Annotated in this window: 12 protein-coding genes; 5 read left to right on the top strand and 7 right to left on the bottom strand. The window is 74.4% G+C overall.

What is annotated here, in order from left to right; genetic code table 11:
- Positions 1–108: 108 nt before the first annotated feature.
- The 5 genes from PUR56_RS26675 to PUR56_RS26655 form a co-directional block, all read right to left on the bottom strand.
- A complete protein-coding gene (locus PUR56_RS26675; protein ID WP_329950773.1) occupies positions 109–846 on the bottom strand; it encodes a hypothetical protein in 738 nt (245 codons plus the stop codon).
- Positions 843–2,216, bottom strand: coding sequence for a hypothetical protein (locus PUR56_RS26670; protein WP_329950772.1), 1,374 nt, complete (start codon positions 2,214–2,216; stop codon positions 843–845). The genes PUR56_RS26675 and PUR56_RS26670 overlap by 4 nt, the downstream gene beginning before the upstream one ends.
- 323 nt (positions 2,217–2,539) lie before the next feature.
- Positions 2,540–3,715, bottom strand: coding sequence for an ARPP-2 domain-containing protein (locus tag PUR56_RS26665; RefSeq protein ID WP_329950771.1), 1,176 nt, complete (start codon positions 3,713–3,715; stop codon positions 2,540–2,542).
- On the bottom strand, positions 3,712–5,151 hold the full coding sequence (locus tag PUR56_RS26660; protein WP_329950770.1) for a hypothetical protein: 1,440 nt from the start codon (positions 5,149–5,151) through the stop codon (positions 3,712–3,714). The genes PUR56_RS26665 and PUR56_RS26660 overlap by 4 nt, the downstream gene beginning before the upstream one ends.
- Positions 5,152–5,442: 291 nt before the next feature.
- On the bottom strand, positions 5,443–6,381 hold the full coding sequence (locus PUR56_RS26655) for an aldo/keto reductase (protein WP_329950798.1): 939 nt from the start codon (positions 6,379–6,381) through the stop codon (positions 5,443–5,445).
- Positions 6,382–6,553: 172 nt separating this feature from the next.
- Here PUR56_RS26655 and PUR56_RS26650 point away from each other — a divergent pair, with 172 nt between their 5' ends.
- The 5 genes from PUR56_RS26650 (at position 6,554) to PUR56_RS26630 (ending at position 10,711) form a co-directional block, all read left to right on the top strand.
- Positions 6,554–7,465: an LLM class flavin-dependent oxidoreductase gene (locus PUR56_RS26650; RefSeq protein ID WP_329950769.1), complete on the top strand. Its 912-nt coding sequence runs from the start codon at positions 6,554–6,556 to the stop codon at positions 7,463–7,465.
- Positions 7,462–7,890, top strand: coding sequence for a nucleoside deaminase (locus tag PUR56_RS26645; protein WP_329950768.1), 429 nt, complete (start codon positions 7,462–7,464; stop codon positions 7,888–7,890). The genes PUR56_RS26650 and PUR56_RS26645 overlap by 4 nt, the downstream gene beginning before the upstream one ends.
- 218 nt (positions 7,891–8,108) lie before the next feature.
- On the top strand, positions 8,109–9,368 hold the full coding sequence (locus PUR56_RS26640; RefSeq protein WP_329950767.1) for a hypothetical protein: 1,260 nt from the start codon (positions 8,109–8,111) through the stop codon (positions 9,366–9,368).
- Positions 9,369–9,574: 206 nt separating this feature from the next.
- Complete coding sequence (locus tag PUR56_RS26635) at positions 9,575–9,994, top strand: nuclear transport factor 2 family protein (protein WP_329950766.1); 420 nt, start codon at positions 9,575–9,577, stop codon at positions 9,992–9,994.
- A gap of 126 nt (positions 9,995–10,120) precedes the next feature.
- A complete protein-coding gene (locus PUR56_RS26630) occupies positions 10,121–10,711 on the top strand; it encodes a DinB family protein (RefSeq protein ID WP_329950765.1) in 591 nt (196 codons plus the stop codon).
- A gap of 110 nt (positions 10,712–10,821) precedes the next feature.
- Here the strand turns inward: PUR56_RS26630 and PUR56_RS26625 are convergent, their stop codons facing one another.
- Together PUR56_RS26625 and PUR56_RS26620 are read right to left on the bottom strand one after the other, a co-directional pair.
- Positions 10,822–11,790, bottom strand: a complete 969-nt coding sequence (locus tag PUR56_RS26625; protein ID WP_329950764.1) for an HD domain-containing protein — start codon at positions 11,788–11,790, stop codon at positions 10,822–10,824.
- A 243-nt stretch (positions 11,791–12,033) separates the two neighbouring features.
- Positions 12,034–13,263, bottom strand: coding sequence for a hypothetical protein (locus PUR56_RS26620; protein WP_329950763.1), 1,230 nt, complete (start codon positions 13,261–13,263; stop codon positions 12,034–12,036).
- Between the last annotated feature and the right edge of the window lie 294 nt (positions 13,264–13,557).

The following is a 13,557-nucleotide window of genomic DNA, read 5'->3' as shown; positions in this document are numbered from 1 at the left end:
AGTCATCATCGCGCCGACCCTACTGCGCGCCCGCTCGACCCCGCACCTCGTTTTCCGTCGGCCCGTCAGCGGGGAGGCCGACGGGCCGGTGGCCGCGGTGTGACCGTGTCACGAGGCGCGTCGGTCCGCGCCCGGCGGCGGGTGCGGCGGCGCGCCCGTCGGTGCGGGCGGGGGCGGCGACAGGGGTCGCGGTGCGGGGGGCGCCGTCGGCATCGGGGGGATCCGGGGGACCGGCGGATCCGCCGCCCCCGGTTCGTCGGACAGCAGCGGGATCCCGTGGCGCAGGTGCACCGCGCCGGGCAGGTCGTAGGTGAGCCGACGCTGCGCGACGGTCTGCCGTTCGACGGTCAGCGCGCCGGTGACGGTGCAGTTCCCGGCCCGGATCTCCGCCAGACGGGTGCGGCGCACCACGGCCACCACGCCGTCCAGCTCGATGACGAGGGCCAGCGCCATCCGGACCGAACCGACCGGGGTGCCGTCCACCAGCAGGTCGACGTGCGGGCTGTTGGTCGAGGTGATGCGGTGCCTGGCCAGCGCCACGACCTCCTCGGTGTCGGGGGCGGCCCGGGTGCGCCGGGCGGCCGATGTCAGGGCCGCGTACCGGCTCCAGCCGGAGGCGGCGCACTCGAACAGGTTCCGGCCGAGCAGGCCGTCCAGCGCCGCGGCCACTTCGTGTTCGACGGCCCGCCCGGCCGCGCCGGTGAACCGGGGGACACCGCGCATCAGGGCATCGACGGTGCCTTGTTCGCGCAGGGCCCCGGTGAGCGCGTCCACGGCGCTGCCGGCCTCCGCCGAGAACAGCAGGTCCCGCGCGGTGGCCGGGTCGGTCAGGGTGGCGCCGGTCATTCCTCCTCCTCGTGCTCCTCGACGCGGTGGGTGCCGGGATCGGATCGCGGCTCCAGCCGGACGGTGCGGGTCGGGCCCGCCGGGTCGTCGGTCTCGTCCACCCGCGGCCGGGGTGGTTCACCGGGGGAGGGCTCGACGGCGACGTGCCCGGAGGCCCAGCGCGGGCCCCGATGCCGGCCGAGGACGTAGGCCCCGGCGGCGGCCAGCACGGCCGCACCACCGGCCGCCGGGCCGACCACCCAGGTGGTGGGCGTCGTGTCGTCCGCGCCGGGGTCGCCGCCCGCGGCCGGGTCGCTGCCCGCTCCCGGGTCGCTGCCCTGGCCGGGCGCCAGGATCTCGAAGGCGGCGTCGTCCGCCATGGCCGGGTAGGCCGGGCACACCGCGTGCAGGGTGTAACGGCCCGGCCGGGCGTCGTCGGCGATCCGGGTGGTCGTGGTGAACCGTCCGCCGTCGTCGGTGGCGACCCGCCGCCAGGTGGTGCCGTTCCAGGACAGCTCGACCTCGGTGCCGTGGCACGCGAAGCCGGCGCCGGTGACCGCGACCGGCTCGCCCACCCGTCCGCTCGCGGGGGCGGCGCGTAGCTCGGGCCGGCCGTCCCGGGATCCGGTCGAACCGCTCCCGCCGGGAGGGGTCACCGTGAACGTCGCCTCGGCGTGGTACGGGGAGTCGGGGCCGCAGGACGCCGTCACCGGATGCTCGCCCGGCGGCGTCTCGGCCGGCACGGTGAGCGGACGGCTGAAGGAACCGTCGGCGGCGGGTGCGCCTCGCGCGACCACCTGTCCGTCCCACCGCACCACGACGAGTGCGCTCTTCGTGCAGTGGAAACCGGTGCCCTCGGCGGTGAACTGCCGCCCGGCGGGTCCGCTCGCAGGCTCCAGGGCCAGGGTGGAGGTCACCTCGTCCCCCGTCGCCTCGACCGTGAACGTCGCCGTCGCGGACACGGTCACCGCCGCGGCGGCGGGCGGGGGCGCGATGGCGGGGCCGGGCGCGGAGACGACCGGGCCGTCGTCGGGCGGTTCCGGTGTGCCGGGCGACGACGGTGTGCCGGGTGACGGCGGAGCGGTACAGCCGGCCGTCACCTCGTGGGCACCCGGAGAGGCGTTCGCGGGGACGTCGACGGTTCCGGTGAAGCGGCCCTTCGACCCGACCTGGGCCGTTCCGGCCGGTGAGGAGTCCCAGGTCAGCTGCACGGTGGCGGTCCCGGGGAGGCACGCCCGGAAGCCGTCGCCCCCGACCGTCACCCGGGTCTTCGCCGGGCCGTGGTCCGGGTCGAGGCGCACCGTTGCCCGGGCCTGCGCGGCCGGGGCGAGGAGCACGGAGGCGACGGCGACCACCGCGCCCAGCAGCGCCGCGGCCAGGGCGAGGAGCACCGGCCGACCGGTCCCTAACGGCAATCGCCGCCCGCCTCCGGGGCGGTTCCGGGCACGGTGGGGCCGGTGCGCGGGGGGCCGGGCAGGGCCGGAGCCGCTCGCGCCGGCCGAGCGGGGCAGGTGTCGGGTCATCGCCGACCGTCCTTCTACGAACCTTCTCCCATCATCCTCCGCCCACGGTCACCGCACCATGCCCACGGACGGCGCCCACCGACGATGCCCACGGACGGTCACCGGACCGGGCCCGCCGATCACGGACGCCGTCACGGCGCGTGCCCGCACCCGACCCCCAATGGCCCGTGGAGCCCGCCCTACCGCCCGTCCTACCGCCCGTCCGTGCGGGCGTGACGGCGGTAGTGGTCGAGGACGTCCTGGCGCAGGAGCGCGCCGAAGCCGGCCGACTCCAGACGGAGCCCGAGCTGGGCCTCGGTGAGGCCCAGGGCCTCGGCGGTGGCCGGGAGGTGCCAGTAGTGGGCGGCGAGCCGGTCGAGGAGGTGGCCCCGGCGGACCTGGCTCTCGGAGAGGCGGAAGGACTTGAGGTAGGCGATCCGGCCGTCCTCGTCGGTGATCGCCTCACCGATGTGGTTCTCCCGCTTGGGCCGGAAGTCCGGCAGGAAACGGGAGAGGGTGAAACGGTCGAGCCGGTACACCGTCCGGCGCCGGTAGTCGGCGTCCAGCAGCCCGGCCGCCATGGCCGTGTCGTGGAACTCCGCCCAGGCGCGCTCCTGCTGCTCGACGGCGGCCCGGAGCGCGGCCGGGGAGTCGACCGGACCGGCCGCCCGCAGGTCGGCCCGGAAGTCGGGGACCGGCGCGCTCAGGACGCCGTAGTGGTGGATCAGCTCGCCGTAGAGGTCGAGGAGCAGGCTCCGGTGCAGCGCCCGGTAGTCGTCGGGGTGCGGGACGGCGAACGCGGCGGCGAGCGCGTCGGCGACGTAGAGCACGACGCCGCACTGGCCGGGGTGGATCTCGAACTGCCGCAGGGCGTCGGCGAGTCCGCGGACCTGGGCGCCGCCGTACGCCTCCTCGGCGCGCGGGGACAGCCCGCGCCGCAGGGCGTGTTCGGACCACTGCTCCCAGGAGATCGACGGGCCGCCGAAGTGCAGGGAGAGGTAGCCTTCGAGGGCGAGGTGGAGGGGCAGGAAGCGCAGGCGGGTCCGGTCGGCCCGCTTGGTCATCCGGCGCGGTGCGTGCACCTTGACCAGCTCCGGCGGGGTCCCGGGCGAGGACGTGTCGAGCCGGGTCCCGTACGCCGCCGCCGGGGTGCCGTCCCCGCTCCAGTCCGCGACGAAGCCGTGCGGGACGTACGACGAGCTGTACGTGTCGCGGCGGCCCACCGCGACGGTGGCGAACTCGTCCTCGTAGAGCTCCTGGCGGAGCCGGAGACCCTCGACCGGCTCGTCCCGGACCAGCGGCACCAGCCGCACGCCGCCCCACACCTGGGCGGGCCGGGTGTCGAGGCCGGCCAGGTCGATCCGGAACGCCGGCGGAACGGTGGTCATCGGCCTGCTCCCGCCGCGAGGAACCGCTCGGTGCGGACGGCCAGGTGGTCCGTCAGCTCGGTGAGGTCGGTACGGCCCTCCGCGAACCGGGCGAACTCGACCAGCGCCGGCAGGTCCTCGGCGTCGCGCAGCCCGGCGGTGGGCACGGTCGGGGCGAGGCGCCGGACGTCGAAGTCCTCGGCGTCGTAGACCGGGTTGAGGTGCACGATGCTGGTCCGCCGCTGCGGGTCCAGCCGGGTACGCCAGACCCGCAGTACCTCGGCGGCCAGGCCGGGCGGCGCGTTGTCCCAGCCGTCCGAGACGATCAGCAGCCGCTGCGGTGCGGTGTCGAGGGCGTCGAGGATCCGCCGGCCGAGCGGGGTCGGGCCCGAGGGGCGGGCGAGCAGCGCGTCCGTGAGGCCGGAGGTCCACAGCGCGGTGTACTCGTCGGCGAGCACCTCCAGCAGGAAGTGGCTCGCCAGGGCGGCGGCGAGCGGCCGCCGACGCTTGGTGCCCGAGCCGTACGAGGAGAAGCTGTCGTCGAGGACGGCCGTGACCCGCCCCCAACTGCCCTCCCGCGCACCGGCGGTGCGTGCGGCCCGGAGGGCCGCGCCGCGCAGGGCACCGGTCAGCTCCGCCCGCCGGGCCGTCCGGTCGGCGGGCGGCAGCCCGAGCACGTACGAGGCGAGCCGGGTGAGCGGCATCCGGGACAGGTCCGTGCGGACGGCGTCGGCGCCGTGGTCGCGGGCGGACTCCTGGAGGCGCAGCCGCTCCAGGGCGGTCATCCGCGGGGCGATGCGTTCCAGGAAGGCGGCACGGGGGATGCCGTGCCGGTGGGCGAAGCCCTCGGCCACCGTGTAGGGAAGCTCGTAGAGGGCCGACTGCTGGTGGTGGGCACGCCGCCAGGCGTCGAGCAGCGGGGCCTCGAACCGGGCGCGGCGGCGCGGGGCGTACAGGAAGTCGCCGGTCTCCTCCGCCACGGTCCGCAGGTGGGTGTGGCGCAGCGCCAGCTTGAGGCCGGCGCGGTACTTCACGGCGTCGAACGCCTGGTCCGGGCGGGCGGCGAGCCAGTCGCGCACGATGGCGCGGGTGCGGCGGTTGTTGACCTTGGCCCGGCGCAGGTCGGCGATCAGCCGGTAGACCCGCTGCGGGGGCAGCAGCGCCAGCCGGCGTGCGATCAGCCGGCCCTCGGTGTGCCGCTGCTCGACGGTCGCGTCGCGGGCGCTCTCCAGCAGGTGCCGGACGATCAGCGCCGCGTTGTGGTCGTTGATGTCCAGGGCGAGCGCGGCGGCGTACGGTCCGCGGTAGTTGACGAGCATGTACGTGTGCAGGAAGTCGAGCGAGAGGCGCTGCTCGTCCGCGCCGCTGTGGAACTCGCGCTGGCCGGTGCCGGTGATGGCGGCGTTGACGAAGAGCAGCACGTCCTCGGCGGCGATCAGGTCGCCGTACGTCTCCACCGTTCCGCTCCCCGCCCCTGTGTGCTGCCGTCCGTGACCCCGGACCCGGGGTGCCGGCCGGGGAATGGGGGTGCGAACTGCGAATCAATGCTGTACAGGCGCGTTTCGGAAGTCGCACCGGAGTCCCGCGGCCGGCCCGTCGACCGTAGCAGAGGCGGCCGGGCGGGGTGCCACGGCCCGGAGCCACGGCCCGGAGCTGCGGGCCCCGCCTCCCGCCGCTCCCGGTGTCGCGCTCTCTCGTCGCCGAGTCGCCCAGTCGCCGAGTCGCCTTCGGCGGGCCCGTGGAGGGGCTCACGCCCAGGGCAGCGCGGCGCGGGTGCGCCAGTACGCCTCGGCCGGTTCGGCCATCGGGGCCAGCCCGGCGAGCTGCGCCGATGTGAGGCCGAGCCCGGCGGCGATGAGGTTGGAGGCCAGCTGCCCGGTGGTGGCCGCCCCCGAGAGCACGACGTCCGCCCAGGGCCGGGCGGCCGCGGCGGCCAGTGCGACGGCGTCGCAGGACGCGCCGGTGGCGGCGGCGAGGGCGCGCAGCGCGGCGGTGTCGGGGCCGGTGGCGTTGCGGTCGGCGAGGCGGCCGTTGGCCATGCCCTCCTTGACCACCACCAGGAGGCCCGCCGCGTGGGCCTCGGCGAGCGCGGGCCCGGCGGACGGCTCCAGCACGTTCCAGGTCGACTGGACGGCGGCGAACAGCGGCCGGCCGTCGGCCTCGACCTCCAGCGCGGCCCGGACGGTCGCGGCCTGCGCCGGGCCGCTGGTGGACAGACCCACCCGGACGCCCTCGGCGGCCAGCCCGGCCAGCCGCGTGTGCAGGGCGGGGTCGGTGAGGGCGGGGCTGTCGGGCGTGACGGAGTGCACCAGGTACACGTCCGGGCGCCTGCCCAGCAGAGTCCGGGTCTCCTCGACCTGACGGTCGAACACGGCCGTCGAGTGCTCCTTGACCTCGTGGACGGGGACCCCGGAGGTCCGCCAGTCGGCGGTGTAGGTGTAGCCCCACTTGCTGCCGATCGTCACGTCGGCCACGTTCCCCGGCCGGGAGGCCAGCCACTCGCCGAGGAACTCCTCGGCGCGGCCGTACGAGCGGGCGGTGTCGAAGTACCGCACGCCCGCCGCGTAGGCGGCGTCGAGCAGGGTGTGGGTCCGGGTCCGGAGCGCCTCGACGGTGCGCTCGGCGGGCAGGTCGAGGTCGCGTCCGAGCGTGAGGTAGCCGGGCCGTCCGACCGCGGCCGTGCCCAGACCGAACCGTCCGACCGACGGCCCGGCCGCACCCGCCGCGCCGGCCCCGGGAGGGCGCTGCGCGGGATTCCCGGCGACAGGTCACGATCACCGGTGAATCCACGGCGGAACGGCCCCTGGACCGGCGGGAATCCCTTCTGGGGGCACGTCCTGCCTGACTAGGCTTCGAGCTGTGAAGATCGGAGTCAACATCCACAACTTCGGCCCCGGCACCGACCCGGGAGCCCTGCGGAGCTGGGCCCGCACCGTCGAGGACCTGGGGTTCGACCTGCTGATGGTCTCGGACCACCTCGTCATCACGCCCGACGTCGCCGAGCGGTATCCGGCCCCGTTCTACGAGCCCTTCACCACCCTGTCCTGGCTCGCCGGCGTCACCACCCGGATCCGGCTCGGCACGACCGTCCTGGTCGCCCCGTACCGGCACCCGCTGCTCACCGCGCGGATGGCGGCCAACCTGGACCGGCTGAGCGGTGGCCGGCTGGTCCTCGGTGTGGGGGTGGGCTGGGCACGGCAGGAGTTCGCCGCCCTCGGGATCCCGTTCGAACAGCGCGGCCGGCTGACCGACGACCACCTCCGGGCCGTTCGGGCGGCCTGGGCCGACACCGCCGACTACGGTGCCGGGCGGATCCCGGTCTGGGTCGGCGGGAACAGCGACGCCGGGTTGCGGCGTGCCGTGCGCTTCGGTGACGCCTGGCACCCGCTGCGGCCCACCATGCCGTGGCTGTGCGAGGCGGCGGTGAGGCTGAAGGCCGTCGCCGACGAACTGGGGCTCCCCGTACCGGCCTTCGCGCCACGGATCGCCCTCCGGCTCACCGGGGCACCGATCGTCGGCCCGGACCGGAAGGCCGGTGAGGGCACGATCGAGCAGATCACGGACGACCTGGACCGGCTGCGGCTGCTGGGCGCGGAGACCGTCGTCCTCGACCCCTACGACGGGGACCCGCGCACGACCTGCCACCCGGAGACGGGCCGGGAGGCGCTCGCCGCGGTGGCCGCACACCTCCACCGTCCTCACCGCCGAGACAGCCAGGACAGCCGAAACAGTCGAAGCAGCAGCCGACGCAACCTGACGGAGCAGTCATGACCGCACCCCACGACCTCGCCCTCCTCCGACGGGCCGTCGCACTCGCGGCCGAGGCACGCGACGGCGGCAACCCGCCGTTCGGCTCGCTGCTCGCGGGCCCGGACGGGACGGTCCTGGCGGAGGACCGCAACACGACCCTCACCGATCAGGACATCACCGCACACCCGGAGTTGAAGCTGGCGCGGTGGGCCGCGCGGGAGCTGGACCCGGCCACGGCGGCAGGAACCACCCTGTACACCAGCTGCGAGCCCTGCCCGATGTGCGCGGCGGTCGTCCGGCGGGCGGGCCTGCGGCGGGTGGTGTTCGCCCTGTCCGGCGAACAGCTCCTGGACATCAGGCCGGGCAGCGATCAGCCGCCCGTCCCGCAGGAGGGCCCCGCGCTGCTCGACGAGGCCCGGTCCGTCGTCGAGCCGTACTACCGCTGACCCCCGGCGCCCGGCGTCCGGCGCCCCGTTCACCTGCGACGGGGCGTGGGGGTTGTCGGTCGGGTGCGGTAGTTTGTGCTCGCTCCGGGGAGGCAGCCGGGAAATGCAGGTGCCCGCGCGAGGGGTGCTGTGCTTGCCTGTGTCCTGTCGTACACAGGCAGCGGACCAGTTGCTTCCCCGATCTCTACGCCGCTCTCAGGAGGCTTCCCATCAACGCCGTGATACGCAGGACCGTCCGCACCACCCTGGTCGCCGCCGCCTGCAGCACCGTTCTCGCCGCCGGGCTCGCCGCGTGCGGTACCGTCCAGCAGCTCACCGCCGCGGAGAAGGTGTCCGACGCCTTCGGGAAGCTCAACGACAGCAAGTCGTTCAGTGCGAAGTTCTCCATCGACGCGACTCCCGCGCAGATCGAGGCCTTCGGCACCGCCACCGGCGAGAAGGTCGACGCGGAGACCGCGGCCGCGCTCTCCGCCGTGAGCCTGGCGGTCTCCTTCAGCGCGGACAAGCCGCTCAAGGACGTCAAGCCGAGCAAGGGCGCCGACGGCAAGACCGTCGACGCGCTGTCGGACAAGTCGGTCTCCTTCTCCTACGCGCTCACCGGCAAGGGCGGCGCGTCGCTGGTCGAGCTGCGCCAGGTCGGCGGCAAGACCTACGCGCAGGCCGACCTCGCGGGCATCGCCACGCTGGTCGGCGAGGACCCGGCCCAGGTCAAGGAGATGACGGAGGGCCTGCCGACGGCCCTGAAGGACGGCCTGACCGGGAAGTGGGTCACCTTCGACGCGTCGGCGCTCCAGGACTCCGCGAAGTCGGCCGGCGGCAAGGCGGGGGCCTCGCCCTCCGCCGCGCCCACGCTGGACCCGAAGGTCTCGGAGGGCCTCGCGACGTCGCTGAAGAACATCTTCACCAGTGACGTCTCCTTCGAGGACAAGGGCAAGAAGGACGGCAAGGACCTGATCACCCTCAGCGCTCCCGCCCGCAAGCTGGCGGACGACCTGCTGAAGGCCGTCGAGCCGCTGGCCAAGGAGCTTCCGAGCGGGGCCAAGCTTCCGAAGGCCGTCCCGAGTGACGTGCCTGACCGCAAGCTGGCCCTGGACCTCTACCTGGACGGCGGCGCGCTGTCCGCCGTGACCTTCGACCTCGCCCAGCTGGAGGAGAAGCCCACCCCGGGCGCCACGCTTCCGGTGCGGATCGCGTTCGGCAAGGACGCCCCGGCGGTCCAGGCGCCCTCCGGTGCCGCCGAGATCACCTCGGCGGACATCGAGGACATCTTCGGCGGCCTCCTCGGCGGCGGCCTCGGCGGTGCCTCCGTGGGCGGCGCGGACGACTCGGCCGGTGCGGCGGCGGCCACGCCGCTCACCGACGCCCAGGTGAAGGAGCTGACCAAGGGCGGTGGGCTGACCGAGGACGAGGTGCGCCTCTACAACAAGCTGGGCCTCGGCTACGAGGACATCAAGGACCTGGCCACCGCGGGCGCCTGACCTGACCTGACCAAGGCCTGTCCGCGGTCCGCCCGTCCCGTTCGCCCCGTCCGCCGCACCCGGTGGGCGGGGCGGACGCGTGTCCGGCCGGTCCGCCGGAACGCGCCCGCCCCCGGGCCGGAGCAGGAATCGGCCCGGAACCGGTCGTCCCGGAAGCAATCCTGTGATGGTGTGGTACCCCGTGTCCGAGTCCAGGGGAGGCCACCGTGTTCCGAACGCCGCAGCAGATCTTCCAGAGCTACGTCTACGCGGGTTCCCTGACCCGGAACGCCGACGCCCTGGCCGAGAACTTCACCGAGGACGGAGTCCTCGAAGCGCCGCTGATGCCGGCCGGCGCCGCCTTCCCCAGGAAGCTGGTGGGGCGCGAGGAGATCCGTCGGACGATGGCGGCCTACTACGAGCGGGAGTCGGAGGGCGGCCGGTTGCCGAACCTGGAGAAGTCCGGGTACGTGCTGCACGTGACCGCCGATCCCGACGTGTTCATCGCCGAGATCGACACGGTCTTCGACGGGCCCGGTGACGGGGGAGGGGGCGACGAGACCGTCTCGCTGGTGCAGATCTTCCGCGTCCGGGACGGGAGGATCGCTCGCCTGCGGGACTACTTCGCGCCCGAGTTGATGAGCTGAGGACGTTCGAGCACGCGTCACGCCGGCACGCTCACCACCGGGGCCCGCGCGGCCGGGTCGGTCACCGCCGGTCGTCGCCGGGAAACCCGTTGGCGAACCGTCCGCTCTCCAACGATCATGGAACGCATGAGCGACCTCCTCCCGACCGACCCGACCGAGACCGACCGGCCCGCACGATGGAGCCGGGCGACCGTCTACCCCGACATGTGGGCCGATCCGGACGACGACCCCCGTGCCCGGGACCAGACCGGTCCGGACGGCGAGCTCGCGACGCTGCTGAACTTCCTGGCGGACTACCGCACCACCCTGCGGATGAAGTGCGAGGGCCTCGACGCCGAACAGCTCGCGCGCCGGTCGGTCCCGCCGTCGACGATGTCGTTGCTCGGTCTCGTCCGGCACCTCGCCGAGGTGGAACGGGACTGGCAGAACTGGATCACCAACGGTGAGCCGCTGCCGAAGCTGTACGGCAGGCGCGACGCGGACTTCGACGAAGCCGTCGCCGAACAGGCCGTGGTCGACGGCGCGCACGCCGATCTGGCGCGCGAGCAGGCCGCGACCGATGCCGCCCTGGCCGGGCACCCGGACCTCGGCGAGCGCCTGGGGAAGGACGGGATCGCGGTGCGGGAGCTGATGGTCCACCGGATCGAGGAGTACGCCCGACACTGCGGGCACGCCGACCTGCTGCGCGAGTGCGTCGACGGGAGGGTGGGCCAGTAGCTCGTGCGAGGGGCGGACCGGGGGCGGCGTCCTCTCCTTTGGCCCGCCGGCGCGCCTCCGCGTCGTCGTGTCCCCACGTCGCCGTGCCCGGTGTCCCCGTGCCGGGTGTCTCAGTCCCACCGGACGCGGAACGTGGTGGACAACGACCTCAGCGCGTCCAGCTCGGCGGCCAGTTCCGGCGCGGACACCTCGATCCGCTGCCCGTCCACCAGCGGCTCGGAGCTGTAGATCTTGCGCAGCGAGAAGTCCCAGCCGGAGGCGTCCCCGGGAACGCCCGGAGCGCTGCCGGCCGTGACCTTCAGCCGGTGCGGCTCGTACCGGATCATGGCACTCTCCACCCGCGTGGCCTCGCAGGCGTCGAGCGCGGACCACAGCTGCGGATCGGTCAGCCGAGCGAGCCCGGCCGGGGCGAGGTCCGTGCTGTCGAGCAGCCGGCGGGCCAGGCGGCGGACCACCGAGACCGGACCCACGTTGTCCCACGAGGTGTGCAGCCGTGCTTCCGCGCAGACCAGGCCGACCAGCGAGGCGGCGGTCTCGCGGTCGGCCGACACCGCGGCGTCCTTGAGACGGAGTCGGCCCAGCAGGGCGGCCGGATCGGCGTCCAGGCGCCCGGCGGCACGCCCACTGCGCACGTAGGAGTCGAGATGGTCGAGATTCAGCAGGCCGGAGCGGTTGGTGAGCGGTGAGGGCGGCTGCGCGCCGAGTGCGGCGACGACGGCTCGGGCGCTGATCCCGTGCTCCTCCAGCACCGGACGGATCGGGTCGGCCCGCAGCAACTGCAGGCCGATCGCGTGGTGGTCGAGGCCGGAGAGGCCCTCGAAGGTGTGGCTCAACGGCAGGTGGCCGATGTCGTGCACCAGCGCCGCGACCCGCAGGAGTTCGTCCTCCGGTCGGAAGTGCGCGACCAGGGCGAGCACGCCGAGGGTGTGTTCGAGCCGGGAGTACGACTGCAGGGTGCTGATCGTCGAAGCCCCGCCGTGTGCCACGAAGTGCAGGCGCCGCAGCGGTTCGGTGCGCAGCAGGGCGACTTCGACGGGGTTCAGCCGGACGGGGATCCGCCACAACGGGTCGGTGAACACGGGTGACAGGCCCACCACATGGGTCGGGGCGGGTGATACCGCGTCATTTCCGGTTTCCTGCAACGGTTTCTGATCCATTCGGCCGGCCATCCGGTCACTCTACGGGCGGACGCCGGCCTTGGGCAGTCAATTGATCGCCCGGTCACCGGCCGTGCGGCGTGGCGCCGACCCGCAGGTTCGGCGCCACGCCGCCTCGTGCGTCACCCTGCGGGTGATCCCGGCGCGGCACAGGCGACTCGGACCCTACGGACGCCAGACGGTGGCCAGGTGGGAGGGGTAGAGACTTCCCGCCGACCGGAACAGCGAGAGCCCGACGACCAGGCCCGTGTTGTTGATGAACAGGGTGGTGTTGGTGGTGCCGGTGGGGTCGAGGTCCGTGAGGGTGCCGTCGGCGGCCCAGATCTTGCCCGCCTGGTACTGCCGGGCCGGGATGCCGTCCCACGAGTAGCCGATCGCGGTGCCGGAGTCGTTGATCCCGACGGCGGTCGACTTGGCGCCCGACGAGGCGGCGAGGGGGAGAGGGGTGAGGGTGCCGGTGGGGCTCCACTTCGCGGCGGACGTCTGGCTGGAGGTCGGGTTCGGCTGGTGCTGGCCCACGACGGTGCCGGAGCCGTTGATCGCGACCGGCAGGGTGTTCGCCCCGAGGTCGAGGATCGCCCCGTCGGGCGACCGGACCAGGCCGTGCCGGACGGTTCCGGTCGACTGCGGCCGGTCGGCCCATCCGATCACCGTGCCGGCGTCGTTGATCTGGACCGGCACGTCGCCGGCCCCGCCGGTCGGACCGGTCTGGAACGGGGTCGGGGTGCCGGTGGAGCTCCAGATCACGCCGCGGTACGTGCCGCTCCCCGTGGAGGAGCGGCCGATCGCGACTCCGGCGCCGTTGATGTCGACGGCCTCGCTCCTGGTGCCCCCGGGCAGCGGGGCGAGGGCGACGACGGTGCCGTCCGGGCGCCAGGCCACGGCGTGCTCCACGGCGCTGTTGCTGGAGACCCCGACCACGGCGCCGCCGGAGCCGATCGCCGTGGGCTTGCTGTACTGGTCGCCGGGCAGCGGCGGCAGGACGGTGGGTGTGCCGTCGGCGGCCCAGCGGACGGCCGTCGCCCGGTAGCGGTCCCGGGAGGCGGGCCAGGAGATGCCGATGGCGAGGTTCGCGTCGTTCACCCCCAGGGCCTGCGCGAAGTCCTCGCCGGACAGCGGGGGGAGGGTGGTGGGGGTGAGGTCGGGGTTCCAGCGGATGGCGCTGGTGTCGTTGCCCTGGGACCCGTAGGCGTAGCCGACGACGACGCCGTTGTCGTTGACCCCGGTGGGGTCGCTGAAGGACCGGGCGGGCAGGCCGGTCTGCAGGATGGTCGGGGTGGGGGCGGTGGCCGCGGCGGGTGCGGCCGGCGTCGCGGGGGCGGCCCCCAGCAGCGCTCCGGCGGTGAGGGCGGCGGTGACGGCGATCGCCGTACGGCGGCCGGTCCGGAAGTCCATGGCACGGGTTCCCTGTCTACTCGGCGACATGTCGGCCCGGTCCGGCGGCGGTTGCGGCGGACGGGCCGGTGGTGCGGTGGTACGGGACGGGCCGTGCTTGCTCGCCGCCGGTACGGACACCGGGCACACCGGGGCGGTGGTACCGCCCGCTCGCGGGTGGCCGGTGGTCGGGCCGCGCGCCCGGCGGCGAACTGTCGTGGCCGCGACTCTAGTTGGCGCACCTCGCCTTCGCAGGGTATTCCGTCTGTCCGGATGGGGCTTCCCAGGTGTGCACGCGTCAGGAGGGGGCGATGG

The organism is Streptomyces sp. BE303 (assembly GCF_036290945.1).
Lineage (GTDB): Bacteria > Actinomycetota > Actinomycetes > Streptomycetales > Streptomycetaceae > Kitasatospora.
The sequence above is the reverse complement of the archived record's forward strand: the minus strand, read 5'-3'. Positions and strand labels throughout refer to the sequence as shown.

What these genes read in the sequence shown, in the direction of transcription:
- PUR56_RS26645 (WP_329950768.1), top strand. Translation starts at nt 7,462, where the DNA reads ATGACCGCACCCCACGACCTCGCCCTCCTCCGACGGGCCGTCGCACTC.
- PUR56_RS26620 (WP_329950763.1), bottom strand. Translation starts at nt 13,263, where the DNA reads ATGGACTTCCGGACCGGCCGCCGTACGGCGATCGCCGTCACCGCCGCC.
- PUR56_RS26630 (WP_329950765.1), top strand. Translation starts at nt 10,121, where the DNA reads ATGAGCGACCTCCTCCCGACCGACCCGACCGAGACCGACCGGCCCGCA.
- PUR56_RS26675 (WP_329950773.1), bottom strand. Translation starts at nt 846, where the DNA reads ATGACCGGCGCCACCCTGACCGACCCGGCCACCGCGCGGGACCTGCTG.
- PUR56_RS26665 (WP_329950771.1), bottom strand. Translation starts at nt 3,715, where the DNA reads ATGACCACCGTTCCGCCGGCGTTCCGGATCGACCTGGCCGGCCTCGAC.